General features: G+C 37.9%; 24 protein-coding genes. 6 read left to right on the plus strand and 18 right to left on the minus strand.

All coding sequences use genetic code 11. From position 1 onward, the window contains the following. Positions 1–163: 163 nt before the first annotated feature. Together KJS36_RS01980 and KJS36_RS01985 are read right to left on the minus strand one after the other, a co-directional pair. Entirely contained in the window at positions 164–1,453 is a 1,290-nt protein-coding gene (locus tag KJS36_RS01980; protein WP_213533805.1) for a glycosyltransferase family 2 protein, read from the minus strand. Next, on the minus strand, positions 1,453–1,923 hold the full coding sequence (locus KJS36_RS01985; protein WP_213533807.1) for a hypothetical protein: 471 nt from the start codon (positions 1,921–1,923) through the stop codon (positions 1,453–1,455). The genes KJS36_RS01980 and KJS36_RS01985 overlap by 1 nt, the downstream gene beginning before the upstream one ends. A gap of 240 nt (positions 1,924–2,163) precedes the next feature. Between KJS36_RS01985 and hslO the strand changes: the two genes are divergently transcribed. The 3 genes from hslO (at position 2,164) to KJS36_RS02000 (ending at position 4,617) form a co-directional block, all read left to right on the plus strand. Further along, on the plus strand, positions 2,164–3,036 hold the full coding sequence (gene hslO / locus KJS36_RS01990; RefSeq protein WP_213533809.1) for an Hsp33 family molecular chaperone HslO: 873 nt from the start codon (positions 2,164–2,166) through the stop codon (positions 3,034–3,036). A gap of 221 nt (positions 3,037–3,257) precedes the next feature. Next, on the plus strand, positions 3,258–4,262 hold the full coding sequence (dusB, locus tag KJS36_RS01995) for a tRNA dihydrouridine synthase DusB (RefSeq protein ID WP_213534031.1): 1,005 nt from the start codon (positions 3,258–3,260) through the stop codon (positions 4,260–4,262). Between the two features lie 112 nt (positions 4,263–4,374). Next, a complete protein-coding gene (locus KJS36_RS02000; RefSeq protein WP_213533811.1) occupies positions 4,375–4,617 on the plus strand; it encodes a hypothetical protein in 243 nt (80 codons plus the stop codon). Between the two features lie 27 nt (positions 4,618–4,644). Here the strand turns inward: KJS36_RS02000 and KJS36_RS02005 are convergent, their stop codons facing one another. The 8 genes from KJS36_RS02005 to yfmF all read right to left on the minus strand — a co-directional run bounded on the left by KJS36_RS02005 (position 4,645) and on the right by yfmF (position 14,462). Further along, positions 4,645–5,517, minus strand: a complete 873-nt coding sequence (locus KJS36_RS02005; protein ID WP_213533813.1) for a YitT family protein — start codon at positions 5,515–5,517, stop codon at positions 4,645–4,647. A gap of 105 nt (positions 5,518–5,622) precedes the next feature. Beyond that, entirely contained in the window at positions 5,623–6,510 is an 888-nt protein-coding gene (locus tag KJS36_RS02010) for a YitT family protein (RefSeq protein WP_244842546.1), read from the minus strand. Beyond that, entirely contained in the window at positions 6,494–8,242 is a 1,749-nt protein-coding gene (gene aspS, locus KJS36_RS02015; protein ID WP_213533815.1) for an aspartate--tRNA ligase, read from the minus strand. Before aspS ends, KJS36_RS02010 begins: the two co-directional genes overlap by 17 nt. A 131-nt stretch (positions 8,243–8,373) precedes the next feature. Further along, positions 8,374–9,660 (minus strand): histidine--tRNA ligase, encoded by a 1,287-nt coding sequence (gene hisS, locus KJS36_RS02020; protein WP_213533817.1) that lies wholly within the window; start codon positions 9,658–9,660, stop codon positions 8,374–8,376. Positions 9,661–10,124: 464 nt separating this feature from the next. Next, entirely contained in the window at positions 10,125–10,679 is a 555-nt protein-coding gene (gene pgsA, locus KJS36_RS02025; protein WP_213533819.1) for a CDP-diacylglycerol--glycerol-3-phosphate 3-phosphatidyltransferase, read from the minus strand. Positions 10,680–10,726: 47 nt separating this feature from the next. Next, positions 10,727–11,674: a helix-turn-helix domain-containing protein gene (locus tag KJS36_RS02030; protein WP_213533821.1), complete on the minus strand. Its 948-nt coding sequence runs from the start codon at positions 11,672–11,674 to the stop codon at positions 10,727–10,729. Positions 11,675–11,919: 245 nt separating this feature from the next. After that, complete coding sequence (yfmH, locus tag KJS36_RS02035; RefSeq protein WP_213533823.1) at positions 11,920–13,203, minus strand: EF-P 5-aminopentanol modification-associated protein YfmH; 1,284 nt, start codon at positions 13,201–13,203, stop codon at positions 11,920–11,922. A gap of 14 nt (positions 13,204–13,217) precedes the next feature. Beyond that, positions 13,218–14,462 (minus strand): EF-P 5-aminopentanol modification-associated protein YfmF, encoded by a 1,245-nt coding sequence (gene yfmF / locus KJS36_RS02040; protein ID WP_213533825.1) that lies wholly within the window; start codon positions 14,460–14,462, stop codon positions 13,218–13,220. 178 nt (positions 14,463–14,640) lie between these two features. Between yfmF and yaaA the strand changes: the two genes are divergently transcribed. Continuing rightward, a complete protein-coding gene (yaaA, locus tag KJS36_RS02045) occupies positions 14,641–15,006 on the plus strand; it encodes a S4 domain-containing protein YaaA (RefSeq protein WP_213533827.1) in 366 nt (121 codons plus the stop codon). Positions 15,007–15,036: 30 nt separating this feature from the next. Then, complete coding sequence (recF, locus tag KJS36_RS02050) at positions 15,037–16,113, plus strand: DNA replication/repair protein RecF (RefSeq protein ID WP_213533828.1); 1,077 nt, start codon at positions 15,037–15,039, stop codon at positions 16,111–16,113. Here the strand turns inward: recF and KJS36_RS02055 are convergent. Then, complete coding sequence (locus KJS36_RS02055) at positions 16,110–16,481, minus strand: carboxymuconolactone decarboxylase family protein (protein ID WP_213533830.1); 372 nt, start codon at positions 16,479–16,481, stop codon at positions 16,110–16,112. The genes recF and KJS36_RS02055 overlap by 4 nt on opposite strands. A 66-nt stretch (positions 16,482–16,547) precedes the next feature. Here KJS36_RS02055 and KJS36_RS02060 point away from each other — a divergent pair, with 66 nt between their 5' ends. After that, positions 16,548–16,925 carry a MerR family transcriptional regulator gene (locus KJS36_RS02060; RefSeq protein ID WP_213533832.1) on the plus strand — a complete coding sequence of 126 codons (378 nt, stop codon included), beginning with the start codon at positions 16,548–16,550 and terminating at the stop codon, positions 16,923–16,925. Positions 16,926–16,936: 11 nt separating this feature from the next. Here KJS36_RS02060 and galE read toward each other — a convergent pair whose 3' ends face one another. The 7 genes from galE to KJS36_RS02095 all read right to left on the minus strand — a co-directional run bounded on the left by galE (position 16,937) and on the right by KJS36_RS02095 (position 25,103). Then, positions 16,937–17,926 (minus strand): UDP-glucose 4-epimerase GalE, encoded by a 990-nt coding sequence (gene galE / locus KJS36_RS02065; RefSeq protein ID WP_213533834.1) that lies wholly within the window; start codon positions 17,924–17,926, stop codon positions 16,937–16,939. 40 nt (positions 17,927–17,966) lie between these two features. Beyond that, positions 17,967–19,463: a UDP-glucose--hexose-1-phosphate uridylyltransferase gene (gene galT, locus KJS36_RS02070; RefSeq protein WP_213533836.1), complete on the minus strand. Its 1,497-nt coding sequence runs from the start codon at positions 19,461–19,463 to the stop codon at positions 17,967–17,969. Between the two features lie 115 nt (positions 19,464–19,578). Further along, positions 19,579–20,778 (minus strand): galactokinase, encoded by a 1,200-nt coding sequence (locus tag KJS36_RS02075; RefSeq protein ID WP_213534035.1) that lies wholly within the window; start codon positions 20,776–20,778, stop codon positions 19,579–19,581. Position 20,779: 1 nt separating this feature from the next. Further along, positions 20,780–21,799 carry an aldose epimerase family protein gene (locus tag KJS36_RS02080; protein WP_213533838.1) on the minus strand — a complete coding sequence of 340 codons (1,020 nt, stop codon included), beginning with the start codon at positions 21,797–21,799 and terminating at the stop codon, positions 20,780–20,782. After that, on the minus strand, positions 21,796–23,190 hold the full coding sequence (locus tag KJS36_RS02085; RefSeq protein WP_213533840.1) for a glycoside-pentoside-hexuronide (GPH):cation symporter: 1,395 nt from the start codon (positions 23,188–23,190) through the stop codon (positions 21,796–21,798). The genes KJS36_RS02080 and KJS36_RS02085 overlap by 4 nt, the downstream gene beginning before the upstream one ends. A gap of 194 nt (positions 23,191–23,384) precedes the next feature. Continuing rightward, a complete protein-coding gene (locus KJS36_RS02090; RefSeq protein ID WP_213533842.1) occupies positions 23,385–24,125 on the minus strand; it encodes a MurR/RpiR family transcriptional regulator in 741 nt (246 codons plus the stop codon). Between the two features lie 180 nt (positions 24,126–24,305). Next, positions 24,306–25,103, minus strand: a complete 798-nt coding sequence (locus KJS36_RS02095) for a transcriptional regulator (RefSeq protein WP_213533844.1) — start codon at positions 25,101–25,103, stop codon at positions 24,306–24,308. Position 25,104 lies beyond the last annotated feature (1 nt).

Here is a 25,104-nt window from a genome sequence, read left to right on the forward strand (position 1 = left end):
GATTCTTGGCTGGCATTTTCAATATGAAAGCTCCTGTCGCACTTACTTTAATTATAGCAAATCTAGGGGCAATCATTCGTGAAATTCATGATTTTTTGTAAATTTTGCTTTAAATGTTCGGAAATAAAAAAACTGATGGTAAAATTCATCAGTTTTTTAACATTTATTTCCTCATTTTTGTCCGTTCAGGCGATACCCAAGTACCTGTACTTTCTCCTTTGATAAGTTCTATGACTGCTGAGGGAAAACTTGTAATCACTGTGATTGGCGCGACTATCCAGTACCACAAAAGATAAAGTGGTGAGAAGAAAATATATTTTAAACGACTCTCATGATTTTCTAATATGAGTGATGCGAGAAGTTGCAGCACACCAACCACACAGACAAATGAATAAAAGATGAAAAAGCGGTCCAAATTAACATTCAAATAATAATAATTTTCCGTGAGTATATCAAGAATAAACTTAATCAGCATTGTAATCGTCCCAATGATAAAGTAAAATGCCCACAGAATACTCAAAGTCTGGTCAAATAGTAAAACAACTTTTGAAAAATAGCGCAGAGGATGACGAGTGATACGTAAAAAATTTGTTATCCATGATTCTGTGCCACCTTTCGCCCAACGTTTGCGTTGTTTGTAAAGTTCATTGACACTGGTCGGGACGTTCATGTAGGCGATAATATCTGGTGTGTAAACCGCTTGCCAGCCCTGAAACTGCTGGTCCCACGCAATCGAAATATCCTCTGTTGCTCTATCTTGCCGAAACATACCCACATCATAAAGCGCATCTTTGCGGTACATTGTATTTGCGCCAGAATAGGCATAAATTGCGCCTAAAACTGCAATTTGTGTGCGTTTGATAAGTCCTGAAATACTGGAAAATTCAACGGTTTGCGACTTTTCAATGAGAAGTGTACGGTTTTGTACAGTCATATTGACAGTAACTGCACCTGTGTTTTGGTGCTTTTCGCCAATAAAGTAGTTCATATATTTCCAGAGTGCATCACGTTCTGGCATGATATCTGCATCATTACTTAAGATAAACTCTCCTTTAGCAAAGGAAGCCCCGATATTAAATGCGTGTGCTTTTCCTTTATTTGCTGTGATACGCACACAGCGCAAACGAGGATATTTTACCATCAAACGTTGCAAAATAAGTGGTGTCGTATCTGTCGAACCATCATCGCAAACAAGCACTTCAAAGTTGTGGTAGTCAAGTTCTGTAAACATATAGTTAATCGTATCTTCGATGACAAGTTCTTCATTATGTGCTGGAATTAAAATGCTTATCATCGGTTCATCTTCTTTTGCCATGCGTTTGAATTGCTTGATACGTCCAGTATAAAACCAACGATAATAAGTACCTCCTACAATCCAAGCAATAGAGGCAACCATTGGATAAAAGAAAATGCTTGCAGATATGAGTTCGAGAACTTTCTTCAAGAATAGCATTAACAATTTCTTTCTTTAAAGGTATTTTCTATCAGATGATTGGGAAGATTTTGCTCTGGTGCAACAATATAATATTGTGAGCTTTCCCGAACTTCCCGTTCTCCGTAACGTTCTTCGTAGATTTTTTCAAGTATTTCTTTGCGTGCTGCAAGTCGTTTTGTATCATACATTCTCTTTTGAGAAAGTATTTTGTTTTCTCGCCAATTATTATGAATGAGAGAAATAGTGCTGAGAATGATTAAAATAATACCACCAATGAGGAGAACTAAAAAGACTTTTTTTGTAAAGGCTCTGCCTGTCTCCAAATCCCAGTGGAAAATGCCTTTCCAGAGAGGTTTTTGTGAGAAAGAATTTATCGCAACGAGTATCGGATAAATAATAATTGCCCACAGAAAAATAACGATAATATCCTGTTGTAATCTCAGTTTTTGAAAGAATTTTTCATAGTACTTATCTTCAACAATATCCATGTTTACTTCTTTTTTGATGGATTTTTTCCTCACTTTCCGCGTTAAATACTTACTTTTAATTTGTTTGTTTGTTTGTTTCATTTTGCTATTCTTTTGAATACAATTATACGCTTTTTTATTTTTTTTGTAAAGAATTTTGTTGATTGTAAATAATGTAACATTTTTATTTTAGAATGCTAGAAAGTCTTGTAAAACTTAGCTTAAACTCTATTTTCATCCATATTTTGTTATAATAAATATATGGATAAAATCATTAAATCAATTTCAAAAAATGGACATTTTCGTGCTTTTGCATTGGAAGCGACTGAAAGCGTGCGTGAAGCGCAAGTACGTCACGAAACCATGCCGTCATCTACTGTGGCGCTTGGACGAACTTTGATTGCTGCGCAAATCTTGGGAGCTAATGAAAAAGGCGATAGCAAAGTTACTGTCAAAATCCTCGGAGATGGCGCGATGGGCGCCATCGTTGCTGTCGCGGATAGTTTGGGCAATGTGAAAGGTTATGTGCAAAATACAGACCTCGACTATAAACGTGCTTCTACTGGTGAAGTTTTGGTCGCGCCACTGGTGGGAAATGGATTTTTTCTGGTTGTGAAAGATATGGGCTTGAAACAACCCTACACGGGACAAGTCGATTTAATTACTGGCGAGATTGGCGAGGATTTAGCTTGGTATTTTCTTGAAAGTGAACAAACACCGTCATCTGTTGGTTTAAATGTCTTGCTCGATGAAAATGCTGATAGTGTCAAAGTCGCTGGTGGCTTTATGTTGCAAGCTTTGCCTGATGCGACGGATGAGGAAATCTCGCAAATGGAAGCAAATATTAAGACGATGCCTGCGATTTCTACTTTGCTGGAAAATGATGCGCCACTGGACGCAATGTTGGCGGCGATTTATGGGGAAATGGATTTCACGGTGCTGGCTGAATCTGATTTGCATTATCATTGTGATTGCTCAAAGGCACGTTTTCGTGAGGGCTTGCATTCGCTTGCTGCTGCGGAATTGACGGCGATGATTGAGGAAGATAATGGGGCAGAAGTCGTCTGTCAATTTTGCAACCGCCATTATATGTTTGATGCAAATGAGTTGAATGACTTGATTTTGGATAAATAATTTTTTGACAGGATTTCGAACAGGGTGATTATAACGAAGTTGTAAGTTTGTACCCTGTCAAAAATATTTGAGCGTGAAAATCACTTTTGACAGATTTGTCAAAAAATATTTGGGGATGAAAATCACTTTTGACAGATTTGTCAAAAAATATTTTGATGAAAAAACCAACTTACAGTGCTGTGGGCTGGTTTTCATTTGTCAAAAGTGATAAAATATTCTTTATGACTATGGACAAAATGTACAATGAACCGTGGAAAATCGGGGATATTGAGATTAAAAATAAAATCGTACTAGCACCAATGGCGGGTATCACTAATAAAGCTTTTTTGACAACGGCGAAGGAATTTGGCGCTGGTTTGGTTGTGACGGAAATGATTTCTGATAAAGGAATTGAATTTCGCAATAAAAAAACGCTGGCGATGATGGATTTTGAGGGCGTGCCACATCCGTTATCTATGCAGATTTTTGGTGGAGAAATTGATACTTTAGTTGAAGCTGCAAAGTTTGTTGAAGCAAATACGGTGGCTGATATTATTGACATCAACATGGGCTGTCCTGTACCAAAAGTGACAAAAAATGAGGCTGGTTCTCGCTTGCTTCTTGACCCTGATAAGGTTTACGATGTTGTGAAAGCGGTCAGTTCTGCGATTGACAAACCTTTGACAGTGAAAATCCGTATCGGTTGGGATAGCGACCATCTCTTTGCTGTGGAAAATGCGAAAGCGATTGAAGCCGCTGGTGGGAGCGCTGTGGCAATGCACACACGGACAAAAGCGCAAGCTTACACTGGAAATGCACAGGAACAATGGAATTGGCTGGCGAAATTGACCGACGCTGTGAATATTCCTGTGATTGGCAACGGCGACGTGAAAAGTCCTGAAGATGCCAAACGAATGATTGAAGAAACGGGTGTCACGGCTGTGATGATTGGACGCGCAGCGCTTGGAAATCCTTGGATGCTACATCGTACAGAACATTATCTACGGACGGGCGAACTTTTGCCTGAGCCTAGTGTACCTGAAAAAATGGCAATCGCCAAGCTTCATCTGCAACGACTTGTTGACTTAAAAGGCGATAATCTGGCATCTCGTGAATTTCGTCAACATGCCGCTTATTATCTGAAAGGTGCGTCACGTTCTGGAAAGGTTAAAGCAGCGGTCAATGAAGCAAGCTCTCAGGCTGAAATTGTTGAGATTTTGGATGCATTTGTCGCAAGTGGAAAATAAATGAAAACACCAACAAAATTATTTTTAATGAGAATAATTTTGCTGGTGTTTTTGTATTTTTTATTCTATACTAGAGGTAGGAAAAAGAGTTATCTTAAAGAGGAGGTCAATAATGCGTACTACAAAGGCAACTGAAGAGATTGAAAAAGCAATCATTCACTTGAAAAAGGCAAAACGCGAGATTAGCAATTATACTTTTGATTATAATATGCAAAATCTGATTCAGTTGGACCGTACGATTACTCAGCTAGAAGCCATTCGTACGGCGGTCAATGCAGATAGTTATAATGTTGAAGGTGTAAAATCTGTCGGGCAGTTAGAAAGTGACCGTTTGTCTAATTTCTACAAAATTTAATAGTTACAAAAAATAGTCTTAATTAGACTATTTTTTTTCGATTTTAAATCGACTCTTAGGATAGGAAAAATCGCCGATGACTTCGTGAACATTTATCACGGAAGCAAAAGCATTTGAATCTACTTTTGATAAAATATGTTTGACTTCTTGGATTTCACTTGGATTGAGCACAACATAGAGGACTTTTTTATCTTTGCCTGAATAAGCGCCCTCGCCATGCAGGTAAGTCGCACTTCTGCCGATTTCTTCGATGATGGTTTGAGCGATTTCCTCGTGTTTATCTGTGATAATCAGCATTCCTCGCACAGTGTATCCACCATTTTGCACGACACCGATGACTTGCGCAGCGACAAAACTGGCTATCAGCGTGTACATCATGTGTTCCAAACTAATATAAGTCAGTGAAAGTGTAAGAACAATCGTATCAAAAATGAAAAATGTTCGTCCGACTTGGATTCCTTTTTTGAGTTGCAAGAGCTGAGCGATAATATCTGCGCCACCTGTCGTTCCACCAAATCGAAACACAATTCCAATTCCTGTTCCAGCAAATACACCTGCAAGTAAGGCGGCAATCAGCGTATCATGATTGATATTGATAAAAATATTGACCCGCTGAAAAACGAACATCCAGATTGACAAACTCACAATTCCCCAGATTGTATAGAGAAACATTCGTCGCCCAAGAAAAGTGAAACCAATGATTAACAGGGGAATATTGAGGACAAACTGGCTGATTGACGGGTCAATGCCAAGCAGGAAATGTCCCATCAGCGAAATACCTGCAACACCTCCTTCTGCGAGGTGATTTGCCATATTAAATTCAACAAAGCCGAATCCATAAATCATAGTGCCGACAGCAATGGCGATGAAGTTAAGGAAATGTGGTTTGATTCTAGTCATAGATTTTCATAAACTCCTTATTTCTTTTTCCTAAAAATCCACTTTTTTCTTAGAAAAGTGAATTTTGCTGATAAAATATTTTTGACAGTTCTGTCAAAAATATTTTTAGTCCATAATTTCTTCAAATTTGCCTAAAACACGAACATTTTCCGAGATGGAGACAAATGCGTGCGGGTCATATTTGGCGATAATCCGTTTGAAATCTTGATACTCGTACATCGTGATGACACTGAGCAAAACTGTACGTTTCTCGTGCGTATAGCCACCTTCAGTATTGTTCAAAATCGTGACACCGTGATTGAATTTCTCAAATAATTTGTCAATCAGTAAATCTGGATATTGCGTGACAATCATGACTTGCAGGCGCTTTTGTCGAGTGAAAACAGCATCTTGCACGCGCGAACTGATGAAAATCGCAATAATCGAGTAAAGCATATATTCCCAGCCAAAGAGAATCCCTGCAACAAAGACGATAATCCCATTGACAATAAACGAGAGTGTGCCAACTTTTCGCCCTGTTTTTTGTCGCACATAAAGACTAACGATATCCGTTCCACCGCTGGAAATGCCTTCTTTCATCGCATTTCCGACACCAAAGCCCAATATTGCACCACCAAAAACGGCATTAATCACAGGGTCACTCGTCAGTTGTGTCACAGGAACAAAATGAATGAAAATCGAACTCATACCAATCGTAATCAGCGTGTAGAGCGTAAATCGTCTGCCAATTCCCTTCCAAGCAAGTAGCATGAGCGGAATATTGATGACGAAAATCATCAGCGAAATGGGCAGGAAATTATGTCCCGTCAGACGAATGGTAATATCTGACACAATCTGTGCTGCACCTGTGATACCACTGGCATAAACGTGTCCTGGTTGATAGAAAAAGTTCAACGCAAAACTTGAGAGAACGCCATAAAGTACCGCAGCAGAGAAGCGACTGGCTAAGCGTTCTGCGCCAATCGACTTTATCAGTTTAATTATTTCGTTCAACTTTGATACTTAGCTCCTCTAATTGCTTGTCAGCGACGGTAGACGGCGCTTGAGTCATTGGATCACTCGCTTTATTATTTTTAGGGAAAGCAATCACTTCGCGGATATTGTCCTTGTCGGCAAGCAGCATAACAAAGCGGTCAAGTCCGATAGCAAGTCCGCCGTGTGGTGGAAAACCGTAGTCCAGTGCTTCAAGAAGAAAGCCAAATTGCTCTTTTGCCGCATCAAGACTAAATCCAAGCGCTTCGAGCATTGTTTCTTGCAAGTCGCGTGTGTGAATTCGCAGCGAGCCGCCACCGAGTTCATAACCGTTCAATACGATATCATAAGCGTGCGCGCGGACTTTTGACAAGTCGCCTGTCAATTCTTTGACCGTTTCGTCCGTTGGCAAGGTGAATGGATGATGCGCCGACATATAGCGATTTTCCTCATCAGACCATTCAAACATCGGCCAATCAATCACCCAGAGGAAGTTGAATTTACTGTGGTCAATGAGTTCCAGATTTTTAGCAATATTTAAACGGAGCGCACCGAGCGTCGCATTTGCCACATCAAGTTTGTCAGCCACAAAGAGGACGAGGTCATTATTTTCCAGCTGAAGATTTTTGACAAGTTCGTCAGAAACTTCTGTCAAAAATTTTGCGATTGGCCCGGTGATTTCATCCTTGTCAAACTTAATCCATGCAAGTCCCTTTGCTCCAAACTGTTTTGACAGGTCTGTCAATTTATCAATGTTCTTACGAGAATATTTATCCGCCGCATTTTTCACGACAATCGCTTTGACAACAGGCGCTTCACTGAAAACTTTGAAATCTACCGTCTTCAAAGTTTTTGACAGGTCTGTCAAAAGCATATCAAAGCGTGTATCAGGCTTATCAGAGCCATAAAAATTCATCGCATCATCCCAAGTCATCCGTGGAAATGGCAGTGTCACATCAATTTCCTTAACCTCGTGCATCACGCGCGCAATCAACCCCTCTGTCAATTCCTGAATTTCTTCTTCTGACAAAAATGACGTTTCCATATCCACCTGCGTAAATTCAGGTTGACGGTCGCCCCGCAAATCCTCATCGCGGAAACATTTGACAATCTGATAATAACGGTCAAGTCCAGCCGTCATCAAAAGCTGCTTCATCAGCTGTGGTGACTGTGGCAAAGCGTAAAATTCGCCCTTATTCACCCTGCTTGGTACCAAATAATCGCGCGCCCCCTCAGGTGTTGATTTATTCAAAAAGGGTGTTTCCACATCAATAAAGCCATTTTCATCAAAGAAATTGCGAATTGCACGTGTTGTCGCATGGCGCAAAGTCAGATTTGCCAGCATTTTCGGACGACGCAAATCCAGATAACGATATTTTAAGCGCGTATCATCAAGCACCTCAGCATCATCTTTAATCTCAAAAGGTGTTGTTTTTGAACGGTTAAGCACCGTGATTTGACTGGCTTCCAGCTCAATCGCACCCGTTTTGATTTTGTCATTTTTACTTGCACGCGCCACGACTTTTCCTGTGACTTCCAGCACAAATTCACTTCGCACATTATCCGCGATTTCCACAATCTTAGGCGAAGCCGTCTCAGGATTGACCACAATCTGCACAATCCCCGCGCGGTCGCGCAAATCAATAAAAATCAGTCCACCAAGATTACGGCGTTTTGCCACCCAACCTTTGACCGTCACCTCTTGATTTAAATAATCCTCTGTAATATTTCCAGCGTAATCTGTCCGTTTCATATCAGATACAAGTTCCTCTCCTTAAGAAACATCGAAAAATTCATCTTTTCAATCCTTTCCAAGTTGAAGAACTCAAATCCCCCATTCCTCATTTATTTTTTAATAGTTTCTCATTAGTAGTTAATAGAAGCTCAATACTCTTCATCAAATCGCTCAAGAATATGGTCAAATGACTTATAAAGAGCCGTTAAACTTGTCTTTATTTCTTGCCGTGTGCGATTATGTTTTACCGTCACTTGTTTCGTTTCAACTTCATCATCACCAAGCGTGATAATCACCTCAGCCTCAAGTTTTGTCGCCGTTTTAAACTGTGCAGTCAATTTACGTCCAGAAAAATCGCGTTCCACTCTATAAGCCTGAGTACGCAAAGCTTCCGTCAATTTCGTTGCTTCAACACTCGCCTTATCGCCCATAACCGCAATAAAAGCATCCAAACCTTCCTCTGGCAAAAAGTAAACGTCCTGTGTTTCGGCAATCAAAAGCAAACGTTCAATTCCCAAGCCAAAGCCAAATGCAGGCGTCGCAGGACCATCGAAGTATTCAACCAAGCCATCATAACGTCCACCAGCACAAACTGTTAATTCCTGACCTTTCAAATCAACAATAAACTCAAAAATCGTATCATTATAATAATCCAACCCACGCACCATATTTGTATCAATCACGTAAGGAATATTCAATGTCTCAAGCTGCGAACGCACATTACTAAAATAACTAGCAGATTCATCACTCAAATAATCCAAAATAGATGGTGCATCTTTCACAATTTTCTTATCTTCTGTTTCTTTACTATCCAGCACACGCAAAGGATTTTCGTGCAACCGACGACGACTATCCTCAGAAAGTTGCTCCTCAAAAGGTGTGAGATAATCAACCAAAGCTTGACGATAAGCTTTGCGACTTTCCATATCCCCCAAAGAATTCAAATGCAAAGTCACACCACTAATCCCGATTTGTGTGAAAAATGACTGTGCCATTGCGATAACTTCCACATCAACCGCAGGATTTTTCACTCCCAAGCACTCAACACCAAACTGATGAAACTCGCGCAAACGTCCTGATTGTGGACGTTCATAGCGAAACATTGAACCCTCATAAAAAATCTTCACAGGTTTCAAAACTTCTGGTGCGTAGAGTTTATTTTCAATATAAGCACGCACAGCCGAAGCTGTTCCCTCTGGACGCAGGGCAATGTGTCGCCCTCCTTTATCCTCAAAATCGTACATTTCTTTTGTGACAATATCACTTGTCTCACCTGTTGCGCGTTTGAAAAGTTCATAGTTCTCAAACATTGGCGTACGCAATTCTCTAAAGTTGTAATCCGTGAAAACTGCCCGTGCAATTTCCTCGATATACTGCCATTTTGCTGATTCATCAGGGAGAATATCAGCCGTTCCTTTTGGTTTTTGTAATTTCATGAAATTCCTTTCTGTCATCTTGTGTTTTCTCAGTTTTGAGTTAAAAAAGCCCCCAAAGCCGAAGCTCTAGGGTGCAAAATTTTCGTTAAGCGCGGTACCACCTAAATTTGTCCTGTTATTCAGCAGAACCTCAGACGACTATAATGTGGTCACCATTTTTTACTGTCACGCAATGATTGACGAACTTGCACCGACCGTTCGTTCTCTACAAGCTTATTGTAACGCAAAAGCACTCTGAAAGCAAGTAACTTCATATTTATTTCCCCAAAATTTTAGGGTAGCTCTAAAAACTGCTTTTTGGCATCTCTGAGCTGATTTTTCCAAGAACAAGGAAAGCCGACGACAACAGGTTACACCATGTCTAGGAGACTTGACACTGGGCTTGGGAAAATCAAAATCTGAGCTTTTAGAACTCCCCTTTAGATTAAAAAACAGCCATATTAAATGACTGCAACTCTTCTCCATCAATCTGCATTTTTAAAAACAGACATATTTTTTGAAAAATAATCATATCCTGAATAAATTGTGAAAAAGACGCACACATAAAACAGGATTGTTCCAATATACAAAGGATTGCCGATGAACAAGAAGATAATTGACACCATTTGTGTTGCTGTTTTTATCTTACCTGGCATGGCAGCTGCCATCACAACTCCACCTTGCTCAACCAAAAGCAAGCGCAAACCAGTTACCGCAAGTTCACGACAGACAATGATTGCGACCGCCCAAGCAGGCGCAATATTTAAAGCAACCAACATCACAAAAGCTACCATTGTCAACATTTTATCTGCCAATGGGTCTGCAAATTTACCAAAGTTACTGACAACGTGCCATTTCCGAGCCAGATATCCATCAAGCCAATCCGTAAATGAAGCCAAAGCAAAAATTACTGCTGCAATAATCCACATTGGATAAGTATTTCCAATGTGCGCTCCTTTAGGGATATAAAGCAAAATCACAAATATAGGAATCATAAAAATGCGCAAAATAGTAAGTTGGTTAGGGAGTTTCTGTTTCATAATATTCCTTTTCTTTTTTCATTTTCATACATTGAAAATAATTTATTTTATTGAGCAGTTGTCGTATTAGCATTTGCTGTCACTGCTGAAGATGATTGTGTGGTTGGTGCTTGTGTGCCCGTCGCAGCATTTACTGTCAAGTAAATTTTATAAGGGCCAACTGTTCCCAACTGAGACAAGTCAAGTGCTTGACCGTTGATAGTCACTGAAACACCTGCATGATTTCCCAATGTGATAACCGATGCTGTACTACCAGCGCTCAAAGTTCCTGTTGTTGTCAAATTCGTGCCAGACAATGTGACACCCGTTGTTGCCATGTCTGAATTATTGGCATAAACCCAAACACTACCTCCAGCTGCTACTGAAATTTCGATTTTAACTGGTGTTTGAGCATTTGTTAAATTTGCATTCAACGTTGTTCCTGAACCAGTAACACTCAGCTTTTGTAGCGGAGCTGCGCTGGAACTTGAGCTTGAAGAACTTTGTGTTGTACTTGATGTTGATTTCGCCGATGCAGACGATTTTTTACTATCAGAATAATGATAATTATTACTCGCAAGGCTTGGTGTTCCTGACTGATTGACAACAACTGCCAAGACAACTGCAAGGACAATCGCAAGTGCAACAGAGGACAATAAAATAATTGGCACATAATCTCGCCAAGTCCGTGGTCCTGTATCTTCTTCCTCCACACGCTCACTCGGCTTCACAAAACGATAAGTTTCTTGAATATCATCTTTATCCTCAACCGTAATTCCATTGCCCGCCTCATAAGCTGCAACAATCTCCTCTGCATTTAAACCCAATTTTTCAGCATATTGTTTCAGATAAGCCTTTATATAAAATTCGCCTGGAAGCGCCTTGTAATCATCTGTTTCCAGCGCTACGATATATAATTTTTGTACATTTGTAAGTTTTTCAGCCTCAGATAGTCCAAGACCGAGTTCTGTCCGTTTTTCTTTTAAAACCTGACCGATTGTTTTTATTGCCACCATGTCCCCCTTTCGTTATTGTACTGCACATGGATTTTTTATTATAACTGTTCGTATTTTTTGTTTTTGGAAAATATTTTAACAATATTTTCAGATTTGTCAGCCAAATTTACTGACATTTTATTTTTGACAGTTCTGTCAAAAAATATTTTACTAATTTTTAACTTTTGACAACTCCGTCAAAAAATATTTTACTGATTTTTAACTTTTGACAACTCTGTCAAAATTAATTTTACTACTTTTTCATTTTATTTTGGCAAAATAGTAAATTCTACTACTTTCATCTCTTGAATAAATTTTTCAGCATTGTCACTAATTTCCGTCAGCGTCAATTTTGACAAAATCTCAGGCAACTCAAAGAAACTCACTTTATCATAAAGTGCCGAAGAAAACTGATTGGCAATATATTCCAGTGAATTTAACGAGCTAAAATAATCCCCCAAAGTATCTCGTTTGAGCAAATCAAGATGTTCCTCACTGAAATCACTCTCTATTTTATAACTTTTCAGCGCTTCTTGCAAAACTTCACTCAATTTTTCAGGATTTTCTGTATCTCCCGATAAAGCCACGAAATGAAAACGTTCATCAAACTCAAAACTCGTCTCAAATGAATCATCAATCAAACCAGATTGATACAATTTCTCATAAAGCTGACTTGTCGGCGCAAACAATAAATCTAAATATAATGACATAGAAAGTTTATATTTCAACAATTCCACAGGATTTTCAGGCAATTTATCTTCTCCCCGAAGGCCCAGAGCAAATTTTGGCATCGCAACTTCTAAAGCCAACGTTTCTCCAGAAATTGGCTCACTCGCTTTTACCGTCTCACGTTTAATCACTTCAGAATTCACAAAATCTTTCTTCGCCTGATTTTCTCGCACAAAGTTTGACATCTTTTCCACATCAAATGGTCCTGTCAAAAACAAGTTCATATTTTTTGGCTGATAAAAAGTTTCATAATTTTCATATAAATCTTCCGCCGTAATCGCATCAATCGTCGCTGGTGTCCCAGCAATATCAGCTGCCAACGGAGAATTTGGATACATTCGTGAAAGCAATCCAGCAAATAAACGCCAATCACTCTCATCTTGATACATCTGAATTTCCTGCTGAATAATTCCCTGCTCTTTTGTCACATTTTCAGCCGTAAAATAAGGTTCCTGTACAAAATCAAGCAACAATTCCACACAAGGATAACTATTTTCCTGCGTTGAAAAAAGATAACTCGTCCGCGAAAAACTCGTGAAAGCATTCGTTTGAGCACCTAAAGCTCCAAACTTATACATCACATCGCCCTCTTTTTTCTCAAAAAGTTTATGTTCTAAAAAATGCGCAATTCCCTCAGGAAATGTCTTTGTTTCCAGTTTTCCCACTGGAGTAAAAGTCGTATCCAAAGAACCAAATTTCGTCGTAAACAAACCAAAAGTCCGATTATAATCCGCTTTAGGAAGATAATAAACCGTCAACCCATTCTCTAAAACATCTACAAATAAAGTTTCGCCAACGCGCTCATAAAAAATTTTTTTCATCTTCCTCTCCTCAATCAAAGTGAACCTTCCATAAAGTACTCCGCTTGCAAGGTTAAACTCTTGGCAACCCGCTGTACATCTTCTTTTGTGACCGCACTAATTCCACTAACAAACGCATCCGTCTCCAAAAAACGCTCAGGCAACAAAGCCTTCACAAATGCTAATTCAATATTATTAGAAGTAGAATCTTGCCCCATAAAATAACTATTGCGCAACATTGTTTTAGTCTGTTCTAACTCACTATCACTGAAATCTCCAGCCTGCATAGCATTTACCTGCTCAAAAATCAAAGCTTTTGCTCGTTCAACATTTTTCCCATCAATCCCAGCTGAAATCTTGAAAAATCCAGTAAAAGAATCAAAAGTAGAAGACACACTATAAGCCAAACTCGCTTTTTCACGCACATTTGTAAATAATTTTGAATGTGCAAAACCACCAAGCAACCCATTCATAATCTGCAAAGCCAGATAATCCGCACTTCCATATTGTACAGGCAAATGATAAGCCAACTGTAAAATAGACTGTGCCGCTTCTTTTTTCTCCGTCAGAAAATGCACATCATCTTGCAAAGCTTGCGCATAAAAAAGACCATCAATTTCCGCTCTATTCTCAAAATCAAAATCCGTAAAAAGTCTCTCAACTTGTGTCTCAGCTACATCTCCAAGCACAAAAATATCAATCAGATTTGAACGTAACATTTCTTGATAATAATCCCAAACAGATTGAGCATTTTCACGCGCCAATAATTCAACCGTAGAAACACTCGGCAAAGCTAATTTTTTATCTGAAAAAAACAATTTTGTCAATTCTCGACTCGCATGATATGCTCTGTCCTCATTCATTGATTCCAAATAATGAATAAGATTTGTTTGTTCACGCTGAAAAATATCCACATTAAAAGCATTTTCCTGTACATCAGGTTGAAAAAGAGCAATTTTTAAAAAATCAACTATCGCAGATAAAGTATCAAATCCCACAAATTTTGGATTCACAACACTCATATTGATACTCAGTAAATGTTGCTTCCCTTTTTTTGCCACACCTGTTGCAAATGTCGCTCCATAAATCTCAGAAAGACGACGATTAAAGGCTTTTCCCGTCTCATAAACCGCATTTGTTGTTTCCCAAAGATTAGAAATCAACACACGTTTTGCCAAATTTTCCTGCAACACTTCCTCGCGAAAACGCACCATAATCCGAATTGTTTTAAACTTTGTTTCATTTATCACATGGAGATTTACTCCATTTGCTAACTTCATATTTCTATCACTTTCCTAAGTTCAATGCTCTCAAAGACTTTTCAAGCCAAAGCATTATCATACACTTTATTATATCAAAATTCAAGCAACTTTTGAGTTCTTTTTTTATTAAAAATCAGCCATATTTTACTTATTATCTTCTCATAAAAATAATCTAAAATTGTGATAAAATAAGAACATGGAAAATTACACATTATACGAAGAATACATTACTCTTGGCCAATTTATCAAAGAAATTGGTCTCATTAACACAGGAGGTCAAGCAAAGATTTTTCTCGCAGAAAATGAAGGAAAAATTTTCCTCAATGGCGAAACCGAAAATCGTAGAGGAAAAAAACTCAGTGCAGGTGATACATTAGAAATTCCAAATTTCGATTTAGCCACAACATTTCGTGCCGCCACAGCAGCAGAAATTGCAGAACACCAAACAGAAAAAGAAGAAACACTTCGTGTCAAAGCACTCGTAAAAAAGCTTAATGCTGAAAATAATAAGCAAAAAAGCACTAAGAAACCCACAAAACCTCATTTCCCTGGCAGAAAATAAACGATTGCTCTCAATAACGAAAAATCCCCAATGAAATTAAATAATATTCAACTAAAAAATTTCCGAAATTATGAGAATCTCAATCTCACTTTTCATCCAAATCTTAATATTTTCTTAGGACAAAACGCTCAGGGCAAAACAAATATCCTTGAAGCGATTTATTTTCTTGCCCTCACGAGAAGTCATCGTACCAGTCATGACAAGGAACTTATCGCTTGGAATGCACATGAAATGAAAGTTTCAGCTACTGTCGAAAAATCACACACAAGTGTTCCATTAGAAGTTGAGTTGACCGCCAAAGGACGAACTGCCAAAGCGAACCACCTCAAAGAAAATCGCCTTGCCGACTATATTGGACAACTCAATCTCATTATGTTTGCGCCCGAAAATCTTGAACTCATCAAAGGCGCTCCAAGTGTTCGCCGCCGTTTTCTCGATATGGAAATTGGACAAATTCGTCCTGTCTATCTTTACGACAGCGTCCGCTACAACCGAACGCTCAAAGAACGCAATTCTTATTTAAAATTTGAAAAATCTAAGATTGATAAGAACTTCCTAAGTGTTCTTGATACTCAACTTGTAGAGCATGGAACAAAAATCATGCAGGAACGTAGCCGATTTATCGAAAAATTAGAAAACTATGCTCAAAAAGTTCACACACAACTCACGCACAGTTTAGAAAAACTCACTATTCACTACAAACAAAATGTTCAAAAAGATTTTCTACTAGAATTAGAAAATTCACATGAAAAAGATATTTTCCGCCACCAAACAAGTATTGGTCCACATCGCGATGACCTTGAGTTTTTTGTAAATGATATCAATGTCGCCGATTTTGGTAGTCAAGGTCAACAACGAACAGTTGCACTATCCATTAAACTCGCAGAAATCGACCTGATTTTTGATGAAACTGGCGAATATCCAATTTTACTACTTGACGATGTCATGAGTGAACTTGACAACAGTCGCCAATTAGATTTGATTGAAACCGCCCTTGGCAAAACACAAACTTTCATCACAACAACCACACTTGACCACTTAAAAAATCTCCCCGAAAATCTCAGTATTTTTGAAGTAGAAGCTGGACACATCAAAAAAGCAGACTAATCAGTCTGTTTTTCAAAAACTTCTTTGGCAACACTCACGGCATTTAGCACGCGCGGAAAACCAACATAAGGTAAACACTGGATAAAACTCTCAATAATCTCAGCTTTGCTCCAACCAACGTTAAGCGCTCCTTGAAGATGGACACGAAGTTGTCCTGCCGTATCGCCCTGCGTCAATAAACTCGTCAACGTAATCAGTTCACGCAATTTCATATCAAGTACCGTTCGCTCAGAAAATTCTGCAAAGGTCAACAGCGTGTAGTTGTCAATATCGGGGGCAATGTCCCGTAAACTCTCAGAAACAGCTTGACTGGCACTTTTACCAATCACTTCTTCACGGACTTTTAGTCCTTTTTCATAGTTGTTCATACTATTCTCCTTTTTCTTATGGTACAATCATTATAAACTATCAAGCGAGCTTGAGGGCAAAAAAAAATGACAAAAACTTATAAAATTTCCGAAATCGCAAAAATCACTGGCTTTAGTATTCCCACACTTCGCTATTATGAAGATTTAGGACTTATCAAACCTGAACGCAGTACGAGCAACTATCGCACATTCACAGAAAAAGACCTCCACTGGATAGAATTTATCCAGCGTGCCAAAATGACTGGTATGCCGCTTGAAGACATCAAAGCTTACTCTGATTTGCGAGAAAAAGGAGACAGCACCATCATTGAACGGCTCTCACTTCTCATCAAACAAGAACACATATTACGCGAAAAAAAGCAAGAGCTTGAAAGTCACATTGACTTTTTGCAAAAGAAAAAGCAAACTTATTATGAGCTGCTCGAAAAGAAAAATTCGGATTAAATCCGAATTTTTTATTTTTCATACAAATCTGGGTGCGAACTATGCCAGCGCCAAGCGTTCTCAATGATATGTGTCAAGTCATGTTGTACTTGCCAGCCTAAAACTTCTTTTGCTTTTGTACTATCTGCCACCAGTTCATCTGGATCCCCAGGACGACGTAAGCCCATCACACTAGGAATTTCTTTTCCTGTCACCTGACGTGCGGTGTCCAGCACTTCAAGATTTGAATAACCATGTGAACTCCCAAGATTAAACTGATCCGACTTTCCACCAGCTTTCAAATATTCCAAAGCCTTGATATGGGCATCAATCAAATCTTCCATATCAATGTAATCACGGATACACGTCCCATCCGACGTCTGATAATCATCACCATAAATCGTGATATTCTCACGTTTTCCTTGAGCTACCTGTAAAATAATCGGAATCAAATGCGTCTCATTTTTATGCGCTTCGCCAATATGACCATCATTTGCAGCACCAGCAACATTGAAATAACGCAGAGCGACATAAGTCATTTCTGTTGCTTCTGATTGCCATTTCATCATTTTTTCCATAATTAGCTTACTTTCCCCATAAGGATTGATTGGCTTTTGTGGTGTTTTTTCAGAAATCGGAGAACTTTCAGGAATACCAAATGTTGCCGCCGTAGAACTAAAAACAATGTGCTTCACACCAAATTCTTCCATTGCTTCTAAAATCGAGATACAGCCACCGACATTATTATCAAAATACATGGCAGGTTTTTCCATACTTTCTCCCACCAAAGAGTAAGCACAAAAATGCATCAATCCCTCAATCTTTTTTTCACTTGTAAAAACACGTTCCATCAAACCACGATCGCGCACATCTCCCTCATAAAAACGCGCTTGAGCAGGTACAGCTGCTCGATGACCTGTCACAAGATTATCCACTACAGCCACATCATAGCCTTTACTAAGAAGCATATCTACCGCATGAGAACCAATATATCCTGCACCACCTAAAACTAAAACTGTCATTTTTCCCCTCATTCCCTATTATTTACTATTAAGTATAACTTTACTTATTTAAAAATGCAATAAATCGCCTAAAGCCATCTTGTCCTTTTTGATTATCTTTAAATACACCTGCATCCTGTAATACCTGACTAAACACTTCTCCAACAGCTTCTCTTACCTTTTTTTCAACATTTTCAGGAGTAAAGTTATCTTTTGATTTTAATTCATTTACCCATCTTTGATGAATAGCTTTCATCTCATTGGATTCATTTATCAAATATTTCTCCACTTCTTTAAGTTCTTCTTTCAGTCGAGGAGGCAAAATCGCCAAGCCCATAACTTCAATCAAGCCAATATTTTCCTTTTTGATATGATGAAGCTCAGGATGTGGATGAAAAATACCATCTGGAAATTCGTCAGAAACATTATTATCTCTCAAAACTAGATTGATTTCATAACTCTCTCCATGTTTATAGGCAATCGGTGTAATCGTATGATGCACCACTCCATCTGAAGTTTGTGAAAGTATATTTAAATCTTTGTCATCATAGATTTTCCATTTTTCAAGTATCATCTGACTTGCTTCAATCAACTCCTCTTTACGAGCAGAAGTTAAACGCAAAACACTCATTGGCCAATTTAAAATACCAGCACTCATTTCAGGAAAATCTTTTAATTTAACTTTCTCACGAATATCTGTCTTTGCCATTGGAAAGTCATGACGTCCTGCTTGATAATGGTCATGTGTCAAAATCGAACCACCAACAATAGGTAAATCAGCATTTGAACCAATCATATAATGTGGAAATTGCTCTAAAAAACTAAATAAATTCACAAAAGTTTTCTGATTAATTTTCATGGGTTGATGTTTCTCATTTAACACGATAGAATGCTCATTATAGTAAGCATAAGGAGAATATTGCAAGCCCCATTCTTCATCTCCAAGTTTCAAACGCACAATTCGATGATTAGAACGTGCTGCTTGTCCATTTCCTCCAAAAAATCCCTCATTCTCCATACAAAGTTGGCAAAGTGGATAACTTATGGACTGTATTTTTCTTTCTTTTTCAGCCGCAATCGCTTTAGGGTCCTTTTCCGGTTTTGATAAATTGATTGTAATCTCCAGCTCACCATATTTTGTCTGATGTTTAAATAAAATATTACGTGCAATATCTCGTGTTTTTACTTGATTGACCTGTTTAGCAAGTGTATAAAAGTAATCTGTTGCCTTATCTGGCGAATGCTGGTACTTTTCCCAAAAATCCATGTTAATTTTGCTGGGAGCAGGTGTAATAAAATCCATCAAAGCAGCTTCATAAGCTTCTTTTTCTTCCTCAACACTTTTTCCCTTTTCTTGTGCATAAGCCAAAAGTCTATCCATTAGCAATAATGAATCTGTCTCAAGCTTTTTTTCTTTAGGTATTTGCCAATCATCTATTCCGATAAAATGCAAAAGTTGATTTCGCAGATATGTCACATCAAGTTCTTGAATTGTTCCATTTTCAACTCCAAGCTGAATAAAATTCTCAATCACTTGATAAATCGTTAATTCTTCCATCCCCTATTTCTCGTCCCTTCTTGCAACTATTACATGACCTGATAAGTAAAAAGTCTTTATCTTCAAAGTTAAATATTCTTATCATTTCCAACGTTGATGACTATCATAACTTTTTCTATTCTACATCAAGTTTTGTCGCTCCAGAACCAATCTGTGCCACATAAAAGCTGGCTGGATAGCCGACTACTTCTTCATATTTATCACCAACTTTTTTTATAAAATCAGGAATTGCATCATGTTTGACCAATGCAATCCCACAACCTCCAAATCCAGCTCCTGTCATACGTGCGCCCAAACAACCATCCTGTTTTTGTGCTGTCTCAGCTAACGTATCAAGTTCAAGCCCTGTCACAGCATAGTCATCTTTGAGTGATGCGTGAGAAGCGTTGAGTAATTTTCCAAATTCTTTCAAATTTCCCGCAACAAAAGCTTTTTGCGCTATCTTACATCGCGTATTTTCATATACTGCATGACGTGCACGTTTTACCAGTGTGTTATCGCCAATTAAGTCAATATTTGCATCAAATTCTTCATTAGATAATTCTCCAAGAGATTGAATAGAAAGTTTTGTTTGTAATCGTCTCAAAGCTTCACGTGTTTCAGCAAAACGTTCATTATATTTAGATTCGGTCAAGGCACGTGGTTTATTAGTATTCATGATAACTATCTCTACATCACCAAGTTCTGCGGGTACCATCTCGTATTCTAGCGTGTTACAATCCAGTAAAATTGCCTTCCCAATTTCACCAAAACCAATCGCAAATTGGTCTAAAATACCAGAGTTTACACCAATATAATCATTTTCTGTCTTCTGTCCCAATTTCACAAGTTCCAAACGTGAAATATTCAACCCAAAGAGATTTTCCAGCACTACACCTGCTAGCAATTCCAATGAGGCAGAAGAAGAAAGTCCCGATGCTGTTGGAATTTCCCCTGACACCAGTAGCTCAAATCCCTTGTCAATCTGATAACCTGCTTCTTGTAATGCAACAATCATTCCTTTAACATAATTAATCCATTCTCCGTCTGTTTTTTCCCGAACAGTAGCTAAATCAAATTCAAAAATTCCATCTTTCTCAAAATTCAAAGAGTAAAGACGTACCTTCGTATCATGACGTAAACGTGCCAAACCTGTTGTTCCAATCGTGATACTTGCTGGAAATACATATCCTCCATTATAGTCCGTATGTTCTCCAATCAGATTAATCCGTCCTGGCGAGAAAAAATACTTTAAACCTTCTTTTCCGCCAAAAACATCTATAAATTTCCCTGTCAACTTTGATAGGACTTTGCTATTTTCTACAATCGTCGCCATTTTATTTTTCTCCATTTAGTTTGTAAATTGTTGTCGCATGATAATGTTCTCCTGCTTGGAGTTGTATATTCCCAAGCTCAGGAATTTGCTCACTCCCCGGTGCTACTTGACATTCAAAAGTAATTCCCCCATGATTTGCTTCTGCTTTTCCACGATAAATCGTTCCTAAATCTCCAAAATTTGCCGTAAAAATCACAATACTCGGACGATCCGTGTAAACCGAAACGCTCACATCATCAAGCGATAATCTTGCTTGTTCTTTCGTAAGTATCACTTCATCTAGCAAGAAAGGATGGTCAATCCCACCAACCAATATCAACTGCTCAGAATTGCCTGCAAAAGTTTCTTCAAGTAGTTTTCCCTCACGAAAATCAAAATCTTGTGTTATCCCTGAAATGTCTCCACGCACAATTTCTGTCTTATCCTTAAGTGCGACAAACCTTGAAGCAGCAAGTTCCAATTTATGATTATCAATAGGAATACTCACATCTCCATTGAGATTAAAATACACATGACCAGTAGGATTAAAAACTGTCTCTTTATCAGAAATCGCTTCATATTCAATTTCCCACTTTCCATTTTCATCAAACGAATGTGTCACAGTCACATCAAGCTTCCCAGAATAGCCATTTTCTCCATCATTTGATGTCAGATAAAAGTGTATTCCTGCTACTGTTCCCTGATTAAATGTTTCAAAACGCCAAAGTTTCAAATTAAACGCATCTTCGCCACCGTGCAAATTTTGGGGAAATTCATTTTGATTGAGCTGGATATCTTTCCCATTAATTTGAACTATTCCATCTTTGATACGTCCTGCTGTACGACCAATCGTTGCTCCAGGATAACTATCTTTCTCAAGATATTCTTGTGCGCTATCAAATCCTAGAACGATATGTTTTCCTGATACATTCCAATCTACCACACGCGCACCTAAATTTGTAAAACTCAAAGCAATATTTTGCTGATTAGTCAGTGTAATCAGCGTTGCTCCTAAGCCAAACTCTTTTGTTTCTATTTTCATTTGTTATTTCCAAGTTTATCTTCAAGTTCTGCTACAATTTCTGCGTGACGTTTTTCAGTAAGTTTAACCTTTGTTAGATAAATTGTAAGAGAGATAATCATCAGAACAGCTGGCACAATATAAGCATAGAGTTTAAAAGTTCCGATACCATAGCTCTTTCCTGCAACGTATTTACTACCTGTCATACCTGCTGCAATCGCCACAAAGCCATAAATACCATTTGAAAAAGCACCTGCAATTTTATCAAGTAGAGGACGCATCGCTAAAGTGACTGCTTCATTTCGTACACCATTTTTCCATTGTCCATACTCAACAGAATCGGTAATTGTCATCAGAACTGATAAGAAGACAAGTTGATAAGGTGCTGTCAAGAAAATCAATCCCAAAATAGTTGTTATAACGGATGAACCTGCTACAAAAAGTATATATCCTATTATCATACTTACAATAGCACCTGTCAATACTTTGCGCCGTCCAAATTTTCTTGCTAAGAGTGGGAAACAAGGCACAAGAATAATCGAGCCAATAAATCCAACAATCCCAGTGATTGAATAGAGTGTTGCGTGTCCAATAATAAATGTAAAATTCAAAATCAATGTTGCTGTCGTTGCGACGTACGCAATAGCAAACAAGATATATGAAAGTGACAACCACATCAACTGATCATTTTTTATCAGAGCTTTGAAAATATCAATAGGCATTGTTTTTTGACCTGTTTGACGAATGTCTGATTTTTGTTCTTTTGTTCCCCATGCAGTGATTAAAGCTGTCACTCCTTGTACGATAGCAACCATTACTCCAAAAGCAAAGAATCCTCGTGCCCCCTGCGTTTTTCCTCCAGATGTAAACATGATGGTAATAGGAACAGCTAAAATCGTTGCCCCTTGTGCACCAATTGCTGAGCCAAAACGCGCAAAAGTTCCAAGTGTTTCACGTTCTGAATTTGTCGCAGACAAAGCTGGAATCATTCCCCAGAATGAAATATCTTTGAATGAATAAAAAGCATCCAAAATAATAAATGAAATGATAAATACAACCGTGAATAATCCTTTATTGACACTTGAAGCCAGACCAAAAAATCGAGAAAACATCAACATAATCATCAAAGAACTCATGATACCGCCAACTACCAACCAAGGTTTAAACTTCCCCCAGCGTGTATGAGTATTATCAATAAAACCACCGATAATCGGGTCAAAGATAATTTCAACTAAACGAATAATAACAACAAGTGATGTGACAAGAGCAATCATAGCATCTTCGTTTTTATCACCTGCAAACATCTGACTGGTCACAAAAGCAATAAAGAATGTACTTATCGCATAATAATAGGTGTCGTGACCAAATGCACCTAACGCATAGCTTATTCTTTGTTTCATTTTCTCTCCCATGAGGAAGCTCCTTCTTGATAAGCATAATTTTTCTCGGAAATCGCTTACAATAAAAGAATAACATTTTTCGCTAAGGAAAGGTTTCCAAGTTTTAAGTTTTTGTCTGGAAATTCTTCCAAAATAAAAAATGATATTCAAAAACTACTTCATAAATGAAATAGTTTTTATTTCTAACATTACTTATTTCACAATAATCAATTACTTTTTTTATAAATAGAATAAGCGTCAAATAGCACACGAACCAATATATGCAAGGGCAGACGACTGTGAACATCTAAATCAAAATAATGCACTTCATAAGGACTTTTATAACCAACAAGCGAAATATCTGCAAGACGTGTCAATGTACTATTTTCAGAAACTGTCAAAGCTAAAATAGTGGCTCCTTGTGTTTTTGCATCATTTAATGGAATATTGATTTCATCGCGTTCTCCAGAAAGCGATGTTACAATAATCAAGCTGTTTGATGTGACGTGCTTCGCATAATAAGCCATCGAACCTGCATCATCATGAATCACTCCTAATTTATGATAAAGTTGTAGCTTTTTCATCATCTCTATAGCTACATTGGTAGATAAACCTCGTGCAAAAATTAAAATTTCCGAAGCTTGTTCAATCGCTTCTACAGCTGCTTCTACACTTTCAACAGAAATACTGTTAATCGTTTTTATTAATTCTTCTTCATTTTTAGAAATGGCGGCTAATACTTCTTTAGAAAAACCTTTAATTTTTGGGATTGATTTTTCTTTGATTGAAAATCTAAACTCAGCATAACCTTTGAAACCTTTTTTCTGCACTGTCCGATTAATTGTTGATATTGAAACATGAGCAATTTCAGCTAATTCTGAAATAGATGTCTTGGGAATTTCCTCATAATGTTCTTGAATAATTCTCCATGTATAACTTTCAGCTTCTGATAAACTCCTTTTTACCATTTCTCCCCTTGTTCCCCCTAAAACTAGTGCTATTAACTTATCTAAAACTATTTTTTTAGTAGTTTTGATAGCGCTTTTTTATTCTAGTATAACTTTATTTATCAAAAAAATCAATCTAATATCAAAATATGATATTTTACTCTAAAAATAAGTTAAAAGCCATCAAAATAATGATGACTTTTATTTTCCTAATCTAGGAATATTTATTTTAAATTGCTCATTTAAAGCATCAATACTGTGGTAAAAACGCAGTTGTTCGTTTTTATCATCAAGGAGGATTGTGTTTCTCTTGGACTTCGTTTCTGAGTTTTCTGTAAAAATAATGTCCATATTTTCTATGTGAATAGGATTTTTTACAAAAACAATGCCAGAGTTTGAACTAATATTGTCCATTTCTGTAGTAACAAGTGGTGAATTACTCGAATAAGCTAATCTTCTTAGCAAGGTTTCATTGTCTAAAACAGTCACATACTTTGTGAAATGTTGGCGAAAAACAGGATGAATAAATTGCCAATATCGAAGTGAGTTTCCACGAATTTTCGTAGCGGATATTGGGATTTCCAAACGATTGGCGATTTCAACCTGATAATGGTTCATATCTTCTGGAAAACGTTGGATGAGTTCTTTCACATACTCAACTTCGCCAACATAAAATGTGATATCAGCTGGAGTTTCTGCAATATTTTCAAAAATAATACTGTACAAGCGCTTCGTCCACTCATCCCAACCGTGAGGCATCGGCGGTAAATCTGTTTCATTTAATCCTGCGATAACAAAATTTGGCTCATCTTTGAAAGCTTCTTGTAAATAAGCCAAACGTTTAGCAAGTGGAAGTCCAATCTGAGCTCCTCTATCATCTGTATAGCCAGACACTATCACGAGAACTTTTTCATTTTCAGTCGCACATTTATAAATTTCTTGTAAATGTCCAATGTGCAAAGGAGCGAAAGTTCCAAAATATACGCCAACTTTTGTCATG

This window comes from Lactococcus nasutitermitis (assembly GCF_018403765.1).
In the GTDB taxonomy this organism is placed as follows: Bacteria; Bacillota; Bacilli; order Lactobacillales; family Streptococcaceae; genus Lactococcus; species Lactococcus nasutitermitis.